Raw genomic sequence first — 17,825 nt, 5'->3', positions numbered from 1 at the left:
TCCAGAGTAAGAAGTGCGTCGAGGTGCAGCATACGCCGCCGAACTGTGTCAGGCTGGACAAGTGCCCAGAGTCGTGGGACGACCGCTGTGCGTCGTCGCTGTGCTGTTCGCCGCGCTACTCACCGCATACGCCCCGCGCTACGGCTATCACCGGGACGAGCTGTACTTTCTGGCGTCGGCCCGGCATGCGGATTGGGGCTACCCGGATCAGCCGCCATTGACTCCGCTACTGGCCCGCGCGATGTCGGCAATCGATACCGATTCGTTACTGCTGCTGCGGCTTCCATCGGTCGCGGCCGCGACATTCGTCGTCGTTGCCGCGGGCTTGATGGCGCGCGAGCTCGGCGGTGGGCGCGGGGCGCAGCTATTGGCGTCGCTCGCCGTCGCGAGTGCGGCGATGGTGATGGGGATTGGTCATCTGTTGAGTACCGCGTCGTTCGATATGGCGGCGTGGGTATTGGTTTGTCTGCTGGTGCTGGCGTTGTTGCGAGGCGCTGAGGGAGGTTCTGGGCGACGCGCGCGGGGCGCCGAGGCGGACGGTTGTGCGGTCGGTTGTGCGGGCGGGGGTGGTCCTGCGCCGTCGGATGCGTGCGACGGTGGGCGTGGACGCTCGGATTCCGGCGGTCGTTCCGCAACGGATGAGCGCGATGGTGCGCGTGGTCGGGTGGGGCCGGATGAGCAGGAGCGCGCGATTGATCGGGCTGGGCCAGTTGGGCCCGTGGATATGGGAGTTCGGGGCGCGCCGGATGAGCGTGAGATCGCGAATGGTCGCGTCGTGGCGGATGGGCGTGAGGGTGTAGGTGGTCGGGTGGGGCCAGTTGGGCCCGTGGGTACGGGAGTTCGGGGCGCGCCGGATGAGCGTGAGATCGCGAACGGTCGCGTCGCGGCGGATGGGCGTGAAGGTGTAGGTGATCGGGTCGGGCTGGATGCGCGCTCGAGTGTCGGTAGACCGGCGCAGGCTCGATTGTGGCTCGGGGTGGGGCTGGTTGTCGGGATCGGGTTGCAGAACAAGGCGCTGCTGATCTTTCCGGTCGTGGCGCTGGTGCTCGCGCTGGTTATCCTCGGCCCACGAAAGGTATTCGCCACCAGATACTTTCCGATGGCGGTCGGGGTGGCGGTGGTGATCTGGCTGCCGTATCTGGTGTGGCAGTGGCGCAATGGCTGGCCGCAGTGGGAGATGAGTCGAGCGATCGCGGGCGGATCTTCCGGAACTTCGGATTCGCCGATGATGTTCGTGTTGTCGCAATTCGGGTTGATGGGTCCACTGCTGGTACCGCTGTGGGTATTGGGGCTATGGCGGCTGTGGCGCGATCGGAGTCGGCGTGCGTTTCCGGTCGTCTATGCGGCGCTGTTCGTGGTGTTCCTCGTCAGCGGCGGTAAGGCGTACTACCTGGGCGGGATGTATCCGATCCTGGTGGCCGCGGGTGCGGTACCGGTCGCCGCCTGGTTGGGTAGTCGGCCAATCCGTTGGGCAGCGGTGGGTTCGATGATCGCGGTGAACGCGATCGTCTCGGCGGTGCTGTTCCTTCCCGTATTACCGGTGGGGCTGCTGAAAGATTCGCCAGTACTCGCGATCAACTACGACGCGGGCGAAACCATCGGCTGGCCGCAGTTCGTGCGACGAATAGCCGAGGTACGCGCCACGCTCGGACCCGATATCGCCATCCTTACCGACAACTACGGCGAGGCGGGCGCGATCGAACACTTCGGCGGCGAATTCGGATTGCCGACTCCGCACAGCGGTCACAACTCCTACTGGTGGTGGGGTCCGCCCAGCGACACGGCCACCGCGGTGATCGTCGTCGGCCTCGATCGTGACCGCCTCATCCGGTACTTCGCCGAAGTCGAGCCCGCCGGTCACATCGACAACGGCCTCGGCATCGCCAACGACGAACAGGGCAAACCGCTGTTCATCTGCCGTGAACCGCGCGTACCCCTGTCCGGGATATGGCCCGCGGCGAAACATCTGAGCTGAGCTGTCCGATTGCAGCCATCCACGGGCCCGACGGCAACGAACAACGATGGACGCCTATCTACCTAGGTGCCGTCCCCAGTGCTCGGCCGTGTGTTTTCGTCGAGGCTGAATTCCGCTGTACGAGTAAGGAGATGCCATGGTTCTTCGCATTGTCGATCAGTTCGTCTCCGGGGTCCTGAATATGATCGCGACGCTGTTCGTACCGTGAGACGGGTCGCCCGGGGCGGGGTGTCCGTCCCGGGCAACACTCCAGCACGGCTGTTAGGTTGTGCCGCATGGCAAGACGGCCGCGGAGTCGGCGACTGAGTGCAACGCTGCTGACGGCGGCGATCATGGCGGGCATCTTGTCCGTGGGGACGGCCGAGGCGCAGACACCGTCCGGATCGTGCGCGGACGGGTGGGACGTTTCGACGATCGTCAGCGGGGTCGGCAATCTGGAGAATCTGGATACCGACGGGTCCGGCGGTTTCTATGTCACCGGAATCCTCGACGGATACCTGGCCCACATCGATGCGGCGGGTAGGTTCGAGAAGTTGGTTACCGGTCTGGATCATCCGGCCGGTGTGCGGGTCGTCGGGCGGTCCGTGTACTTCGTCACAGGCGACGGTGTGGCGGAGGCGCCGGGCACTCTGCGGCGCTACGACATAGACACCGGTATGGTGACGATTCTGCTCACCGAGTTGAACGGTCCGAACGGCCTGCTCGAATTGCCCGACGGTGACCTGGTATTCGCCACCATCGGCATCACCGGCCCGCCGACCGGCATCTCGCGGTATCGGCCGTCGACGGGGGAGTACACGAAGACCTGGTCCAACCTGCCATGGACCAATGGACTGGCGCTCGCCCCCGACGGCAAGTCGATCTACACCGACAATATGACCCTGCGCGTCTTCCGGGTAGCACTCGACGATCCCGATAACGCGACGGTCGTCGCCGGTGCTCCCGATCTGGTCGCGCTGTTCGACGATATGGAAGCGACCCGCGCGGACCAACTCTTCGTGGCCGACCACATCCAGGGCGCGGTGTACCAGATCGACCCGGCCACCGGTCGGGGCTGCACGATCATCACCGGCCTGATCAAACCCGGCCCGGTCCGCAACCCACCCGACGGCGCCACCTCCGTGCGGATCGCTCGCGACGGTGACGGGTGGGCACTGTTCGTCACGAGCATGGATGGAACCCTGCGTCGACTACGTCCGCCCGCGGGCATCGACCTGACCCCGGCCGATCCGAGGCGATAGGAAGGACTGTGCCCGAACGCGACCGCGTTCTCGAGGCTCAGTTCAATCGGGTGAGAACAGTGTCGTGGAGCAGGGAGTTGGTGGCGATGGCGTCGCCCCCGTGCGGGCCGGGAGTGCCTGAGAGCGAGGTGAAGCGGCCCCCGGCTTCGCGGACGAGGATGTCGAGGGCGGCCAGGTCCCACAGGGAGACTTCGGGTTCGGTGGCGATATCGACCGCGCCCTCGGCGAGCAGGCAGTAGGTGAAGAAGTCGCCGTAACCACGGACCCGCCATACCGCATCGGTGAGGTCGAGGAACTTCTCGCGCAGGCCGCGTTCGCGCCAGCCCGACAGGCTGGAGAAGGCCAGGCTCGCCGAGCCGAGTTCACCGACCGCGGAGACCGAAATCGGTTTCGGCGCATCGGAATCGACGATGGCCCAGGCTCCGGAACCGGCCGCCGCCCACCAGCGCCGCGCCAAGGCGGGCGCACTCACCACGCCGACCACCGGAACGCCGTCCTCGAGCAGCGAAATCAGCGTCGCCCAAATCGGCACCCGCCGCACGAAGTTCTTGGTGCCATCGATCGGATCGATCACCCACTGCCGCCCGCTGAACTCGACGTCACCACCGAACTCTTCCCCGAGCACCGAATCCTTAGGGCGCTCCTGCCCGAGGACCTGGCGTATCGCCTTCTCCACCGCCAGATCCGCATCCGAAACCGGTGTCAGATCCGGCTTCGAATCGACCCGCAAATCCAACGCCCCGAACCGCGCACGGGTAATCCCATCGGCCTCATCGGCCAACCGCAGCGCAAGTTCGAGATCAGAGGAGTAATCAGCCACCCCCGAACCCTATCGCCCACCCACTGTGCGTCGGCCGCATCCCCGCTGCCGCATAAGCAGTGCCCACCTCGCAGATGTCGTACCTTGTGCGTGGCAGCCGCGAGTTATGCGGCGGCCGGGACGGAGCGAGCGGCGGCGAGGGCACTTGCCCACCAGTGGAGTTGGTCGAGCATGGCCTGGGCGGCTGCGGCGGGTTCGGTCGGGTCGAGGAGTTTGCCGTCGGCATCGAAGAGCAGGTAGTAGCGAGGGAAGCTGACGTAATTGCGGACGGTGTGTGCGTTGAGCTCGTTGAAGACCTGGCGCAGGTGCTCGATGGCGAGCAGGCCGCCGCTCGCGCCGCTGTAGCCGACGAAACCGATTGCCTTGCTGTCCCATTGGGTGAAGTGCCAATCGATGGCCGCCTTCAGTGCGGCCGGGTAGCTGCGGTTGTAGTCGGGGGTCAGGATGACGAATGCGTCCGCGTCACCGAGCCGCCTGGTGAGGTCGGTCATCCCGGCCGGGCGTTCCGGATCGGGGTTCATCGCCGGGGAAACGGCGGGCAGTGCCAATGGCAGCTCGGCCTCGGCCAGATCGATCAGGTCGATCTCGAACCGGCCGTGCCGGGCGGCCTCCTCGACGAACCAGTTGGCCACGGTCGGCGCGAAGCGTCCCTCCCGGACGCTGCCGATGATTACCGCGAGCTTCAGGGACATGGTGTTCTCCTTCTTCGATCTCGAAATTGTTCGAGTCCCAATCTGCTGCCCGGTGGTGCCATCAGGAAGACCGCGCGAAGAGTGGTAGTGGCAGGGACACCCTCGGCGCCGACCGCGCTTGTACCGTCGAGGTGTGAACGAGCGTCCGCGAGTGAGCCAGCATCAGCACAGCGCGCCGTTGCGCACGACGGAACCGACCGGCAGCGAGGCACAGTCGTGAGCGACAACGAGTTGGGCCTGTTCCTGCGTACCCGCCGCGAGGCGGTGACTCCAGCCGAGGTCGGCCTGCCCACCGGGCCGCGCCGCCGAACCCCCGGCCTGCGTCGTGCTGAACTGGCAACTCTCGCGGGTGTGAGCGTGGAATACATCACACGCCTCGAACAGGGGCGCGACCGCCGCCCCTCACCGCCGGTGCTGTCCGCACTCGCCGACGCCCTCGCCTTGACACCGAGCGAACGCATCCACCTGCACCGTCTCACCAAGGGCGCCGATCCGGGATTCAGCTGCATGGGCGGTGCGCAACCGCCGCGCGAAGTACGTCCGGCGGTCCGCGCGATCCTCGATCACTTGGAACCCGCGCCCGCGCTGGTCGTCAACCGACTGCGCGAAGTGCTCGCCTGGACCGAGGGATACGAACGCCTGATGGCGCCGATCGGACTACTCGATAACGAACACCACGCCAATCTCGCCCTGTTCGCGTTCACCGACCCTCGGGCCCGGACCGCCTATCAGGACTGGGACCACATCGCCGACGAACTGGTAGCCGCATTGAAACAGGGCCCGTTCCGCAGCGACCCACACATCGCCGCCCTGGCCGACGAACTCACCGTCGCCGCTGGTGCCGAGTTCACCCGCCGCGTCGAATCCGTCCCCAGCCTCGCCGCCGCCACCGGCACCACCCGCCTCGCCCACCCCGCGGCAGGCAACCTCCGGCTCACCTACGAAACCCTCGAACTATCCGCCGACGACGACCAGCAGCTCATCGTCTACATCCCCGCCGATGACGCGACCGCGGCCGCCCTCGACTCCCTCGCCGGTCGTCGCCCAGGCGGGCTGCGCGCCGTCTCCGGCTGAGGACGCCACCCCCGCACCACCGCGTGTTTCACCGTCTTCGCCCCGCCCAGTAGGCTTGAGCATCGTGCATCCTGACGTCTCCGCTGACCTCGCCGAACTCGACGCCACGCTCAAGACCGTCGAGTCGGTCCTCGATGTCGAGGAGCTGCGTAGACGGATCGATGAACTCGAGCACCAGGCCGCCGATCCCGATCTGTGGAACAACCAGGAGCACGCGCAGCGGGTCACCAGTGAGCTGTCGCATGCACAGAGCGAGTTGCGCCGGGTCGAGGAACTGCGCCAGCGCCTCGACGATCTGTCGGTTCTATACGAATTGGCCGAGGAAGAGGAGGGCGAGGCCAGGGTGGCCGCGCTCGCCGACGCCGATGCCGAGCGGGCCATGCTGCACAGCGACATGGAGGCCATGGAAGTCCGCACGCTGCTCTCGGGTGAGTACGACAAGCGTGAGGCGCTGGTCAATATCCGTTCCGGCGCGGGTGGTGTCGACGCCGCCGACTGGGCGGAAATGCTGATGCGCATGTACATCCGCTGGGCGGACCGGCACAAGTACTCGGTTGAGGTCTACGACACCTCCTACGCCGAAGAGGCGGGCATCAAGAGCGCCACCTTCGCGGTGAAGTCGCCGTATGCCTACGGCACCCTCTCGGTGGAGATGGGCACGCATCGTCTCGTTCGCATCAGTCCGTTCGACAATCAGGGCCGCCGCCAGACCTCCTTCGCCGAGGTCGAGGTGCTCCCTGTGGTCGAGACCACCGACCACATCGAAATTCCGGAGGGCGAGGTCCGCGTCGACGTCTACCGTTCCTCGGGTCCCGGCGGCCAGAGCGTCAACACCACCGACTCAGCGGTGCGGCTCACACATATCCCGACCGGCATCGTCGTGACCTGTCAGAACGAGAAATCCCAGCTGCAGAACAAGATTTCGGCCATGCGAGTGCTGCAGGCCAAACTGCTGGAACGTAAGCGGCAGGAGGAGCGCGCCGAAATGGATGCGCTCAAGACCAACGAGGGCGCGTCCTGGGGCAACCAGATGCGTTCCTACGTGCTGCATCCGTACCAGATGGTCAAGGATCTGCGCACCAACTACGAAGTCAACAATCCGACTGCCGTGCTCGACGGCGATATCGATGGTTTCATCGAATCCGGAATTCGTTGGCGAATGCGAGAGCAGGCGAGCTAGTTGGACGTACCCCAGGCCTTCTCCACCTCCACCGACTTCACCACCTGGCTGCGGTCCTCGGGTCTAGAGATCGTCCTACTGATCATGGGTGCGGTGCTGTTCAGCCGATTCGCCACCTTTGTTCGGGATCGGATCACCCGCAGGATCGACTCCGGTTTCCGCAGCAGCGACGCACTCGTGCGTTCCGAGGCGGCCAAACATCGGCATGCCTTGGCCCAGGTTGTCACCTGGGTGGTGCTGACCGTCGTCTATGTGCTGGTCGGCATGGAAGTGCTGCGGCGGATGGGTTTCGCGGTCACCGGTCTGGTCGCGCCCGCGGCCGTACTCGGTGCCGCGCTCGGCTTCGGCGCACAGCGGATCGTGCAGGACATCCTTGCCGGGTTTTTCCTGATTACCGAGCGGCAGTACGGATTTGGTGATGTAGTTCGCATCGCTGTCACTGGATCTGCGGAGCAGGCCGAGGGTACGGTCGAGGACGTCACGCTGCGGATCACCACACTGCGCAATGCCGATGGTGAGGTGATCACCGTGCCCAACGGCCAGATCGTCAAGGTGACGAATCTGTCGAAGGATTGGGCGCGCGCCGCGATCGACGTTCCGGTTGCGGCCAGCGTCGATATCACCAGGATCAACGAGATCCTGCACGAGGTCGGTACAAAGGCGTACGAGGACCGCAGATTGAAGCCGCTGCTGCTCGACGAGCCCTCCGTGATGGGCGTCGAAGATCTGACAGTGGACCAGATGAACATCCGAATGGTTGCCCGAACATTGCCGGGCAAGCAGTTCGAGGTCGGTCGCGAGCTGCGGGTGCGAGTCGCCGCGGCATTGCGCCGGGAGGGAATCAGTGAGACCACGTAGATCCACGGCGATCCTGATGGCATCATGGGTCGCCACGTTCGTGTTGTACCTGTTCGTCAAGCCCGATCAACCGATCGTGACATCGCCCGAAAAACTCAACACCGTTCCGGTAGTGATGAATACGGCCACGCCGGGTCATTGACCATGATGTAGCTGGTGGCTGCACGCCGGTTGCTGGTTACACTGGCCAACCGTGATCGCTATGCGGAACGTGACCAAGTCGTATCTGACCTCGACGCGACCCGCGCTGGACAACGTCACCGTCGATGTGGGCAAGGGCGAATTCGTCTTCATCATCGGCCCGTCCGGTTCGGGCAAGTCGACCTTCATGCGACTGCTGCTCAAGGAAGAGGCCCCGACCGCGGGCGAGATCCGGGTCGCCGACTTCCGGGTCGACCGGCTGCCCGGCCGGAAGGTGCCGAAGTTGCGTCAGCGCATGGGTTGCGTTTTCCAGGACTTCCGGCTGCTGCAACAGAAGACCGTCGCCCAGAATGTGGCGTTCGCGCTGGAGGTGATCGGCAAGCGGCGCCAGTTCATCGACCGGACCGTCCCCGAGGTGCTCGATATGGTGGGACTCGGCGGTAAGGCCGATCGGCTGCCACACGAACTGTCCGGTGGCGAGCAGCAGCGTGTCGCGATCGCGCGGGCCTTCGTGAACCGTCCGCTGGTGCTGCTCGCCGATGAGCCGACCGGCAACCTCGATCCCGACACCAGCGCTGACATCATGCTGCTGCTGGAGCGGATCAACCGCATCGGTACCACCGTGGTGATGGCCACACACGACAATCACATCGTCGACGCGATGCGTAAGCGAGTGGTGGAGTTGGATCGGGGCCGGTTGATCCGCGACGACGCGATCGGCGTCTACGGGGTAGGTCGATAATGCGCGCTGGATTCCTGTTCAACGAGGTCCTGACCGGCCTGCGCCGCAATGTCACCATGACCATCGCGATGATCCTGACCACCGCGGTATCGCTGACCATGCTCGGCGGCGGTCTGCTCGCGCTGCGAATCGCGGATAAGACCCAGAACTACTTCATGGACCGGGTCGAGATCCGGCTGTACCTCACCGACCTGGTTTCGGCGAACGATCGGGACTGTTCGCTGAATCCGTGTCAGCAGCTGATGTCGGATCTGAAGAAGACCGATGGTGTGGTGTCGGTGCAGTTCGTCAACAGCGATGAGGCGATGAAGGAAGCCACCGAGGTGACCTTCAAGGACCAGCCCGAAATGCTGGACATGATCAAGGACACCCGCCTGCCCGCGTCCTTGCGCGTGAAGATGACCGACGCCGATCAGTACCCGCGGATCTACCAGACGTTCAACGGTAAGGACGGGATCCAGAGCGTTCTCAACGACAAGGACACCGTGGACCGCTTGGTCGGGGTGTTCGACGGCCTGCGGAATGCGGCATTCGCGCTGGCGGCGTTGCAGGCATTGGCGGCACTGTTGTTGATCGCGAATATGGTGCAGATCGCGGCGTTCAGTCGCCGCGAGGAAGTCGGCATCATGCGGATGGTCGGTGCGACGCGCTGGTACACCCAGTTGCCATTCCTGCTGGAAGCGGTGGTCGCGGCCTTGGCCGGGTCGATCCTGGCGGTTGTCGGGTTGTTCCTTGCGCAACCGTTGGTGGTGAATCGTGGGCTCGGTGCGCTGTTCAACAGCAATGTCTTCCCGCATCTCGCGGGTGAGGACATCGCGCTGGTCTCACTGACCATCGCGCCGCTCGGCATCGTGTTTGCCGCGATCACCGCCTACGGCACGTTGCGTTACTACGTCCGGGACTGACAACTCGCGCTGACGGCCTCGGTGTAGCTTGTGCGAGGCCGTCAGGGGACCCCCGCTCGTGATCGAAATTGGTTGTTCACATGTGGACAACTCGGCCGGTCACCTGGGATCCGCGCCGATGTAGGGGTTCGGTTGTCCGACCGCGCTCGTAGGATGGGCCGCGTGGAATACCCCGATGCATTCGCGGCTGTATTGACCGACGGCGCCCCGGTCGCCGAATCCGGTGCGGCACAAGAGGTTCTACGCCGGGTGTTCGGCTACGACAGCTTCCGCGGTGATCAGCGGGAGATCGTCGAGCATGTGGTCGGTGGCGGGGACGCGCTGGTGCTCATGCCGACCGGCGCGGGCAAGTCGCTGTGCTATCAGGTGCCCGCGCTGGTGCGTCCGGGCGTCGGCGTGGTGGTGTCTCCGCTGATCGCATTGATGCAGGATCAGGTGGACGCACTCAGCGCACTCGGCGTGCGCGCCGGATTCCTGAATTCGACGCAGTTCCCGGATGAGCGGCGGATGGTCGAGGCGCAGTTCGTCGCCGGGGAGTTGGATCTGCTGTATCTCGCGCCCGAGCGGCTGCGGCTGGAGTCGACCGCCGCTTTGCTGGATCGCGGCAAGGTGGCGCTGTTCGCCATCGACGAGGCGCACTGCGTATCGCAATGGGGCCACGACTTCCGCCCCGACTATCTGGGCCTGTCGATGCTGCACGAGCGCTGGCCGGAGGTGCCGCGCATCGCGCTCACCGCGACGGCGACGGCGAAGACCCGCGACGAGATCATCGAGCGCCTAGACCTCGGCTCGGCCCGGCGTTTCGTCGCGAGCTTCGACCGGCCCAATATCCAGTACCGGATCGAACCCAAGAATCGGCCGGATCGGCAGCTGCTGGACTTCATCAAGACCGAGCACGCCGGAGACGCTGGGATCGTCTACTGCCTTTCGCGCAATTCCGTGGAGAAGACCGCGGCCTTCCTCACCGAGAACGGCGTCGAGGCGGTTCCGTATCACGCGGGTTTGGATTCGCGCACCCGCGCCGCCAACCAGGCGCGGTTCCTACGCGAGGACGGCCTCGTAGTGGTCGCGACGATCGCATTCGGCATGGGCATCGATAAACCCGACGTGCGCTTCGTCGCCCATCTCGATCTGCCCAAGTCCGTGGAGGGCTACTACCAGGAGACCGGGCGTGCGGGCCGGGACGGGCTGCCGTCGACCGCGTGGATGGTCTACGGACTCGCCGATGTGGTGCAGCAGCGCAAGATGATCGACTCCTCCGACGGTGATGCTACCCATCGCAGGCAATTGCAGTTGCATCTGGACGCCATGCTCGCGCTGTGTGAAACGGTGTCCTGCAGGCGAACTCAGCTACTGGCCTACTTCGGACAGTCGGGACAGTCGTGCGGCAATTGCGATACCTGCCTGACCGCGCCGGAGACTTGGGACGGCACCGTGCCCGCACAAAAGGTGCTCTCGACGGTGCTGCGGCTGAAACGTGAACGCGGACAGAGTTTCGGCGCCGGCCATATCGTCGATATCCTGCTCGGCAAATCGAATCCCAAAGTGCTGCAGCATGATCACCACGAGCTGAAGGTCTTCGGCATCGGCACCGATCTGCGCGATGTCGAATGGCGCGGTGTCATAAGGCAATTGCTCGCACAGGGACTACTCGCCGTGCATGGCGACTACGGTGTGCTCATCCTCACCGAGGCCAGCAACGAGGTGTTGTTCGACGGCCGGGAAGTGCTTCTGCGCCGCGAACCGGAGCGTGCGGTCAAACCGGCTAAGACACCCAAAGCGGCCAGGGGCAAGTCCGTGGCTGCCGATCTGGCTTCCGCGGACATGCCGGTCTTCGAGAAGCTGCGCGAATGGCGGGCCACGACAGCCAAGGAACAGGGTGTACCCGCCTACGTCGTCTTCCACGACGCGACGCTCCGGGAGATCGCCGCGCGCAAGCCCGTGAGCCTGTCCGAGCTCGCGACGGTCGGCGGTGTCGGCGAGAACAAACTCGCCAAGTACGGCGAAGGAGTACTCGCGGTATTGGCCGGAGAAGTGAGCAACGCGTGATCGGGCAATGCGAGCACACCGTCGACCCCAGGGTGCTAACAGTCGATCTCGTGATCGGTGGTGCCAGTGAGGCATTTGCGCGCCGAATTGCCTGAATCGCAATGAAATTGCGCGGCGTCGAACCGGTTTCGCGGCTAGCGTGCAAGATATGCATTCCGGTGATGGCCCCACCGACGACGGGCCCGACCTGGGCGGCTCGCCGTCCACGGACCCTGGTGATCCGCCGCCGCATCGGCGCGGCACCCACGACCCCGCGGTGGAATCGGTGTGGTTGCGCCGCACCCCGCCGTTACCGCCGCGCCCGCGCGGGATACCACGCATGACCACGGTCTTGCTGGTCGCGGCCTTCATCGCGGTACTCCTGCTGTATCTCGCGGTCCGGCCGGGTGGCTAGGACAACAGGCGCGGAATAATTCGGTTGCCGAGTCACTTAAGGTTGACCGTTATGAAGGAACAGGGGCGCAAGGTCATCGCGACCAACCGCCGGGCGCGGCACAACTACACGATCCTGGACACCTACGAGGCCGGGATCGCGCTGGTCGGTACCGAGGTCAAGAGTCTGCGCGAGGGTAAGGCCTCGCTGGTGGACGCCTTCGCGACCGTCGACAACGGCGAGGTGTGGCTGCGAGGTCTGCACATTCCCGAGTTCAGCCACGGCACCTGGACCAACCATTCGCCGCGCCGGGTGCGCAAGCTACTGCTGCACAAGCGCGAGATCGAGCGGCTGGTGGGCAAGTCGCGAGAGGGCAACCAGACTCTGGTGCCGCTATCGATGTACTTCTCCGACGGCAAGGTCAAGGTCGAGCTCGCGCTCGCCAAGGGTAAGCAGGACTACGACAAGCGACAGGATCTGGCCAAACGCACCGCTGAGCGCGAGGTCACCCGGGAATTGGGGCGGCGGATCAAAGGCATGCGTTGACCGCTGTTCTACTGGCGCTGGTGGCCGCGGTCGGCTACGGCGTGAGTGATTTTTTCGGTGGTGTTGCGTCACGGCGGGTGACCGCGCTGCGCGTCGTTGTCGTCTCTTATCCGATGTCGACGCTATTCGTCCTCGCGCTGTTGCCACTGGTCGGTGGAACCCCGGACACCGCATCGATGCTGTGGGGACTGGCCGCGGGTGTCGCGAGCGGCTTCGCGGTCTGGTGGTTCTATGCCGCGCTGGCCAGCGGCCCGATGGCGGTGGTGTCGCCGCTGACCGCCCTGTTGGTTGCGGGAATTCCGGTGCTGGTTGGTCTGTTGATCGGCGAACGTCCGGGTCCACTCGCCATTGCCGGCATCGTGTTCGCACTCGGCGCGGTGTATCTGGTGAGCCGCGAGTCGCCCGATGACGTCACCGAGGAGATCACCGGCGGGCGTGAGCTGCGCTTCACCAGGAAGGTCGCGCTGCTCACCGTCGGCTCGGGCGCGGCGTTCGGCCTCGCCTTCGTGTGCCTGCACGAAACCCAGGCGAGCGCCGGGGTCTGGCCGCTGCTGGCCCAACGCGGCGCCGCGAGTCCGATGGTCTGGCTCATCGCGTTATCAGCGGGGGAGTTGCGGCCGCTGCGCGGTGAACCATTGCGGTTGGCGGCCTATATCGCGGTGCTGGACACCATCGCGAACGCCGCGCTGCTGTACGCATTCCACGGTTCGCTGCTCTCGCTGGTCAGCGTGATCGGCGCGCTGTACCCGGCCGCGACCGTCCTGCTGGCGATGGTCCTACTCGGGGAGCGGGTCGGGCGACAGCAGCAGTTCGGGATGGTTTTGGCGCTCGCGTCGGTTGGATTGATCGCGGCGGCCTGATCGCCGTCCGCGCACCCAGCAAAGCGAAGCTCGCCACCTGCCAAGATCAAGGCGCACCCATGGCGGAACGGTCCCGGGCCGGTGCCGTCGTAGCTTCCCGTTGATCTTGGCCCGACGCGCGTAGCAGGCCGGGGACAGCCCAGGTGCGACCGCATCCGTGGAGGCCGGAGGCGTGATACGCGCCGCATGGATAATGGAATGAACGCGGCATGGCCGAGTGTTAAAGTAACTAGCCCGACAAGGTGTCGGGACGTACGGGGCTGAACGGTTTCGACTGCGTACGTAGATTTAGGGGAAGCGTGTCGGTGCAGGCAAGAGACCACCGTAAGCGTCGTTGCAACCAATTAAGCGCCGATTCCAATCAGCGCGAGTACGCCCTCGCTGCCTAAGTAGCAGGCGTCTCTGTCAGTCCGGGTTCGTCCCTCGACCCGGGTACTGGCATCAGCTAGAGGGAATTACCGTCCGGCTCGGTCGCGGAGTCGGACGGGACATCCAACAGCGACTGGGATCGTCATCCGAGCTTGTTCGCGAGACCCGGAGATCCAAGTAGAGACCTAGCGAACTGCACACGGAGAAGCCCTGAAGACGCGGCGGAGGACCCGGGTTCGATTCCCGGCAGCTCCACGAAAGGCCTCTCACTTGGACACCAGGTGAGGGGCCTTTTTCATGCGCTGACCACCCGCAGATCCGGCCGCGTGCCCACATTTTGCCCACACCTGGCGGCGGCGGCACGGAATCCGACGCCCATCCGATCGGCTACGCCGTCAAGGTCGTCATCGAACAGATGGCCGTAATTGTCCAGCGTCATCGTGGCTGTTTTGTGCCCTAGCTGGCGCTGGATCGTCTTCACGTGCGCCCCGCTGGCAATCATGAGCGACGCGGCAGTGTGACGTAACTGGTGTGCGGTCACCCGCGGGAAGGTCGCCGGGCCGTTGGGCTCGCCACTGTCGTCGCACGGCACGGATGCCGAGATGCAGCGCTGTACGGCCTTGGTGAACCAGTGGGTAGTGGTCGGTGGTCGGATCGGTCCGCCATCGGATGGCCGCGACCACAGGAGCCCGGTCGGGTCGCGTTGGGCTTCGACGATCGGACGCAACAGTTCGGCGACTTCGGCAGGAATCGCGACGGACCGCAGCTCCCATGTCTTCGGCGTGCCGATCACCGTCCGCGAATTCACCTTCGACGCCGACCGCACGATGCGTATCCGGCGCCGGTCCAGATTCACGTCACGCGGACGTAGGGCCGACAATTCGCCCCACCTTAAGCCCGAGTAGGCGAGCAGCATCACTATCTCGCTGCCCTTGCTGCACTCATTCGCCAGTGCGGCCACTTGATCGTGCGTCAGGTACACGTGGTCGACTGGCTGACGGCGGGGGAGCTGCACGCCCTTTGCTGGATTCGCCGGTATCCGACGTTCGTCCACTGCCTCATCGAGGATGGACGACAGAACGCCATGGATATCGGCGACTGTTGACGCTGCCCGGTCGATTTGGGCTATCCAATCACGTATTTCGGGGCGAGTGATCGACGCTAGTTGCCTTGTGCCCCACTGAGGTTCAACATGCACGCGCCAGATGGATTCGACCCGTTCGGACCATGACGGTTTGGTGTGCACCTGCCGCGCTAGCCACGCCTTCCCCATCTCCGCGACAGTGAGCCGCCCCAGAGACGGTGCGATGTACTCACCGGTCATCTTCTTGACCTCGACCGTGTTGGCGAACTGCTCGGCATCGCGCCTGCGGACGAACCCGCGCTTGTCGGTCTGCTTACCGTCAGGCTTGCGGTAGCGCACGCGGTGCAGCGTGTGGCGCGCCTTTTTGCATGGGTCGTCGGCCCCGGTCCCATCCGGCCGCCCCTTGGCGCCGTAGTGCTTCCTGCCGCAGACTGTCAGGCAGGCTGTTGTCTGATACGGCTCAATCGTTGCCATGGCGCGAATCTTTCTGCTGTGTAATTGCTTGAGACAGTTCATCTTTCAGTACACGCGCGATGCGGCCACGTTTCTGTGCGTTGGCGTGATCACCTGCCCGCAAGTCGCGCTCCTCCGTGAAGCCATGCCCCCATAACCTCTCTGCTTCCGCGGCCAACTGTGCGATAGAGAGGTTCAGATCCTTTGCGACACGCTCTTCGGCCTTGCGGGACTGCTGAGTCACCTCGACGGCACCGAAGAAACCCACCTCGACCGGTTCATTCGCAACGAACAGGCTGAGCGTCCGGCCTTCGATTGAATAATCGTCGTTGAGTTCGACAAATCCTTCGTGTGCAAGCAGCGAGGATAGTGAAATCTTTTCGCCGAGAACAGTTTCCAGCGTCAGTGTCAGTGCAACCAGGGTTGCGAGCGTGCATGACACCTTGCCTCTCTCCATTGCTGAGACGCGGCTGTCTGTCCAGTTGAGGCCAAAGCGTCGACCGGCCACGGCTATCTGGTCTGTGGTCAGCCCGTGAGCGGTCCTGATCCTTTTGAGGTTGCCGCCAACGACCTCGGCTATCGGGGTGGTGATGGTGGAATCCATGCGCAGACAGTACCGCAAACTTTCGTCGCCTTGACGAGTTGGCGAAATCTGTGGTTATCTCATCTCATGCCGCAAGAAATCAGCGGCTTGATAGTTGAGGAGGACTCCAAGTGACCATCAAGCGACCGCCGCTTGCCACTCCCGCAGAGGTGGCGGAGTACCGGCGCACAACAGTCGCGGCGCTCGCTCAAGAGCGATACGCAGGGACGGGGCCGAGTTTCAAGAAGCTCGGACGGCGCGTGTTCTACGACTGGGGTGACGTATACGCCTGGGTGGATGCAAACACGTCCGGCGCTGCCTGATGTCCGACTGCCTGATCAACGAAAGCGGCCCGGAGGCTGCAGCAACAGTCTCCGGGCCAGTTCGAAAACCCCAAGCTCAGATAGAAGGAATTTCCGACATGAACAAGGATAGCCGTCCGGCACACCTGTCTGAACGCCAGCCGAGTTGGCCGGCCGAGATGACGGTATCCCGCGCACTGCTCGACGCTCGGAGGACAGGAGTCGATATAGGCGCCGTTCTGGACGCCGCGTATCTCCGGGTCATCGCACAAGCGGAAACAGGAGAATGATCGCCGAATTCCCTCTGTAATTCGATAAAGGGCCTGCACCCCATTACTCGGCCCGGTGAGTAGGAAACCACCGCTCACCGGGCCGAACGTCGAAATTCAGGAGTTATTCCGACATGACTAATAATAATGCCCCGGGTGCGGGATTCTTCGACAACGGTTCCGCGGGCTCGAAATCCCTATCGGATGCCAATTCAGGAGAAAATCTATCCGAAAGCGTGGATCGCACAGCAGGTAGAGCGGTCGTGCCATTTCCCGATCAGAAGAAACCTTCGCTGCGTGATCAGATACTCAGCATAGGCGACCTTGCGGAACTCGAACCAGCGGCGCCGCTCATCGACGAATTTCTATATACGGGCACCCTGGCGCAGCTTTCCGCCCCCGCGGGTAGCTACAAAAGTTTTCTCGCTGTCGGATGGGCCTGCGCTCTAGCACTCGGACAATCGTGGGAAGGGTATCGGGTCCCGAAAGCCGAAAGAGTCCTCTACGTGGCCGCTGAGGGTGTCGCGGGACTACTCGTACGCATTCTCGCATGGTGCGAACTATCCGGCGTCGATCCAATCGCATTGCGTGACGAGCTATTCATCCTGCCCCGACCGGTGCAACTCGGGAACATAAATGATGTCGCCGAGTTGTGCCAAGTCGTCGAGGAAATGAGACCGGGGCTTGTCGTGCTGGACACGAGAGCGAAATGCACAGTCGGTCTAGATGAAAACTCGGCTACCGAACAAGGAAAGGCTATCGCGGCAGTCGAGCGGGTCATGGACGCGGCCAAATGTTCGATGCTCGTGATTCACCATGCCGGACGGCAGGGATCGAATCCGCGCGGCTCGACGGCTTGGGATGGCGGAGTTTGGTCCGATCTGCGAATGGAAGGGTCCGAACTCAGGGCGACTGTTCGCGCTGAAAAGCACAAAGACGCTCCGTCTGGTCGGCGGCACGATTTCAGGCTAGTTCCGCACACGGTCAGCGAGAAACTGATGCCCGGCTTCGATGAGGAACAACGCCGAACGCTCGTGCTCATCGGAAGCGACGGAGCGGAACGGGGGAGTAGCCAGCATGAGCAATGGATCAAAAACACATTGCGCGAATACGCCGGGGAGGATGGTCTCAGCCGCTCTGATCTCGTGAAGATTTCAACGGACCACGAGTCTGCCGCAGGGCCATCAGAGGCGACTATCCGCCGAACGCTCAGGAAGCTTGCCGAGACTCGCGTTCTCACGAACATCGGGACGCGAAGCAGGCCGCGGTATGTCCTGGTTGGCTCATGAGCAAGCGTCGATCAGCTCGT

The 17,825-nt window shown here is 64.0% G+C and carries 18 protein-coding genes and 1 other RNA gene; 15 read left to right on the top strand and 4 right to left on the bottom strand.

Annotation, left to right across the window (positions count from 1 at the left end; translation table 11 throughout):
* Positions 1-61 precede the first annotated feature (61 nt).
* Both ACIBG0_RS25260 and ACIBG0_RS25255 read left to right on the top strand, forming a co-directional pair.
* The gene (locus ACIBG0_RS25260; protein WP_397035434.1) at positions 62-1,975 is read left to right on the top strand and encodes a hypothetical protein; all 1,914 of its coding nucleotides are present in this window, start codon (positions 62-64) and stop codon (positions 1,973-1,975) included.
* Positions 1,976-2,250: 275 nt separating this feature from the next.
* A complete protein-coding gene (locus ACIBG0_RS25255) occupies positions 2,251-3,216 on the top strand; it encodes an SMP-30/gluconolactonase/LRE family protein (protein WP_397035433.1) in 966 nt (321 codons plus the stop codon).
* A gap of 37 nt (positions 3,217-3,253) precedes the next feature.
* Here the strand turns inward: ACIBG0_RS25255 and hisN are convergent, their stop codons facing one another.
* Positions 3,254-4,036, bottom strand: a complete 783-nt coding sequence (gene hisN / locus ACIBG0_RS25250; protein ID WP_397035432.1) for a histidinol-phosphatase — start codon at positions 4,034-4,036, stop codon at positions 3,254-3,256.
* Positions 4,037-4,140: 104 nt separating this feature from the next.
* The gene (locus tag ACIBG0_RS25245; protein WP_397035431.1) at positions 4,141-4,728 is read right to left on the bottom strand and encodes an NADPH-dependent FMN reductase; all 588 of its coding nucleotides are present in this window, start codon (positions 4,726-4,728) and stop codon (positions 4,141-4,143) included.
* A gap of 216 nt (positions 4,729-4,944) precedes the next feature.
* Between ACIBG0_RS25245 and ACIBG0_RS25240 the strand changes: the two genes are divergently transcribed.
* From ACIBG0_RS25240 to ssrA, 10 genes are all read left to right on the top strand, one after another.
* The gene (locus tag ACIBG0_RS25240) at positions 4,945-5,802 is read left to right on the top strand and encodes a helix-turn-helix transcriptional regulator (protein ID WP_397035430.1); all 858 of its coding nucleotides are present in this window, start codon (positions 4,945-4,947) and stop codon (positions 5,800-5,802) included.
* A gap of 64 nt (positions 5,803-5,866) precedes the next feature.
* Complete coding sequence (gene prfB / locus ACIBG0_RS25235) at positions 5,867-6,982, top strand: peptide chain release factor 2 (protein ID WP_397035429.1); 1,116 nt, start codon at positions 5,867-5,869, stop codon at positions 6,980-6,982.
* A complete protein-coding gene (locus ACIBG0_RS25230) occupies positions 6,983-7,840 on the top strand; it encodes a mechanosensitive ion channel family protein (RefSeq protein ID WP_397035428.1) in 858 nt (285 codons plus the stop codon).
* A gap of 202 nt (positions 7,841-8,042) precedes the next feature.
* Positions 8,043-8,723: a cell division ATP-binding protein FtsE gene (ftsE, locus tag ACIBG0_RS25225; RefSeq protein WP_397035427.1), complete on the top strand. Its 681-nt coding sequence runs from the start codon at positions 8,043-8,045 to the stop codon at positions 8,721-8,723.
* Positions 8,723-9,628, top strand: coding sequence for a permease-like cell division protein FtsX (ftsX, locus tag ACIBG0_RS25220; protein WP_397035426.1), 906 nt, complete (start codon positions 8,723-8,725; stop codon positions 9,626-9,628). The genes ftsE and ftsX overlap by 1 nt, the downstream gene beginning before the upstream one ends.
* A gap of 162 nt (positions 9,629-9,790) precedes the next feature.
* A complete protein-coding gene (gene recQ / locus ACIBG0_RS25215) occupies positions 9,791-11,677 on the top strand; it encodes a DNA helicase RecQ (protein ID WP_397035425.1) in 1,887 nt (628 codons plus the stop codon).
* 148 nt (positions 11,678-11,825) lie between these two features.
* Positions 11,826-12,071, top strand: coding sequence for a hypothetical protein (locus ACIBG0_RS25210; RefSeq protein WP_397035424.1), 246 nt, complete (start codon positions 11,826-11,828; stop codon positions 12,069-12,071).
* Between the two features lie 51 nt (positions 12,072-12,122).
* Entirely contained in the window at positions 12,123-12,596 is a 474-nt protein-coding gene (gene smpB, locus ACIBG0_RS25205; protein WP_040694424.1) for an SsrA-binding protein SmpB, read from the top strand.
* Complete coding sequence (locus tag ACIBG0_RS25200; protein ID WP_397035423.1) at positions 12,593-13,456, top strand: EamA family transporter; 864 nt, start codon at positions 12,593-12,595, stop codon at positions 13,454-13,456. The genes smpB and ACIBG0_RS25200 overlap by 4 nt, the downstream gene beginning before the upstream one ends.
* Before the next feature lie 256 nt (positions 13,457-13,712).
* Positions 13,713-14,083: a transfer-messenger RNA gene (gene ssrA, locus ACIBG0_RS25195) on the top strand.
* A gap of 37 nt (positions 14,084-14,120) precedes the next feature.
* On the opposite strand, the gene ACIBG0_RS25190 is transcribed toward ssrA, so the two are convergent.
* Together ACIBG0_RS25190 and ACIBG0_RS25185 are read right to left on the bottom strand one after the other, a co-directional pair.
* A complete protein-coding gene (locus tag ACIBG0_RS25190) occupies positions 14,121-15,383 on the bottom strand; it encodes a tyrosine-type recombinase/integrase (protein WP_397035422.1) in 1,263 nt (420 codons plus the stop codon).
* Positions 15,370-15,966, bottom strand: coding sequence for a helix-turn-helix domain-containing protein (locus ACIBG0_RS25185; RefSeq protein ID WP_397035421.1), 597 nt, complete (start codon positions 15,964-15,966; stop codon positions 15,370-15,372). Before ACIBG0_RS25185 ends, ACIBG0_RS25190 begins: the two co-directional genes overlap by 14 nt.
* 110 nt (positions 15,967-16,076) lie before the next feature.
* Here ACIBG0_RS25185 and ACIBG0_RS25180 point away from each other — a divergent pair, with 110 nt between their 5' ends.
* The 3 genes from ACIBG0_RS25180 (at position 16,077) to ACIBG0_RS25170 (ending at position 17,805) form a co-directional block, all read left to right on the top strand.
* On the top strand, positions 16,077-16,268 hold the full coding sequence (locus ACIBG0_RS25180; protein WP_397035420.1) for a helix-turn-helix transcriptional regulator: 192 nt from the start codon (positions 16,077-16,079) through the stop codon (positions 16,266-16,268).
* A gap of 98 nt (positions 16,269-16,366) precedes the next feature.
* Positions 16,367-16,537, top strand: a complete 171-nt coding sequence (locus ACIBG0_RS25175) for a hypothetical protein (RefSeq protein WP_397035419.1) — start codon at positions 16,367-16,369, stop codon at positions 16,535-16,537.
* A gap of 113 nt (positions 16,538-16,650) precedes the next feature.
* On the top strand, positions 16,651-17,805 hold the full coding sequence (locus tag ACIBG0_RS25170) for an AAA family ATPase (RefSeq protein WP_397035418.1): 1,155 nt from the start codon (positions 16,651-16,653) through the stop codon (positions 17,803-17,805).
* The last annotated feature ends 20 nt before the right edge of the window (positions 17,806-17,825 follow it).

The organism is Nocardia sp. NPDC050630, assembly GCF_044457245.1.
Classification (GTDB): domain Bacteria; phylum Actinomycetota; class Actinomycetes; order Mycobacteriales; family Mycobacteriaceae; genus Nocardia.
Note: the sequence above shows the minus strand (reverse complement) of the source record. Positions and strands in the feature narration are given on the sequence as shown.

What these genes read in the sequence shown, in the direction of transcription:
- ACIBG0_RS25255 (WP_397035433.1), top strand. Translation starts at nt 2,251, where the DNA reads ATGGCAAGACGGCCGCGGAGTCGGCGACTGAGTGCAACGCTGCTGACG.
- ACIBG0_RS25245 (WP_397035431.1), bottom strand. Translation starts at nt 4,728, where the DNA reads ATGTCCCTGAAGCTCGCGGTAATCATCGGCAGCGTCCGGGAGGGACGC.
- ftsE (WP_397035427.1), top strand. Translation starts at nt 8,043, where the DNA reads ATGCGGAACGTGACCAAGTCGTATCTGACCTCGACGCGACCCGCGCTG.
- ftsX (WP_397035426.1), top strand. Translation starts at nt 8,723, where the DNA reads ATGCGCGCTGGATTCCTGTTCAACGAGGTCCTGACCGGCCTGCGCCGC.
- ACIBG0_RS25210 (WP_397035424.1), top strand. Translation starts at nt 11,826, where the DNA reads ATGCATTCCGGTGATGGCCCCACCGACGACGGGCCCGACCTGGGCGGC.
- smpB (WP_040694424.1), top strand. Translation starts at nt 12,123, where the DNA reads ATGAAGGAACAGGGGCGCAAGGTCATCGCGACCAACCGCCGGGCGCGG.
- ACIBG0_RS25190 (WP_397035422.1), bottom strand. Translation starts at nt 15,383, where the DNA reads ATGGCAACGATTGAGCCGTATCAGACAACAGCCTGCCTGACAGTCTGC.
- ACIBG0_RS25185 (WP_397035421.1), bottom strand. Translation starts at nt 15,966, where the DNA reads ATGGATTCCACCATCACCACCCCGATAGCCGAGGTCGTTGGCGGCAAC.
- ACIBG0_RS25175 (WP_397035419.1), top strand. Translation starts at nt 16,367, where the DNA reads ATGAACAAGGATAGCCGTCCGGCACACCTGTCTGAACGCCAGCCGAGT.
- ACIBG0_RS25170 (WP_397035418.1), top strand. Translation starts at nt 16,651, where the DNA reads ATGACTAATAATAATGCCCCGGGTGCGGGATTCTTCGACAACGGTTCC.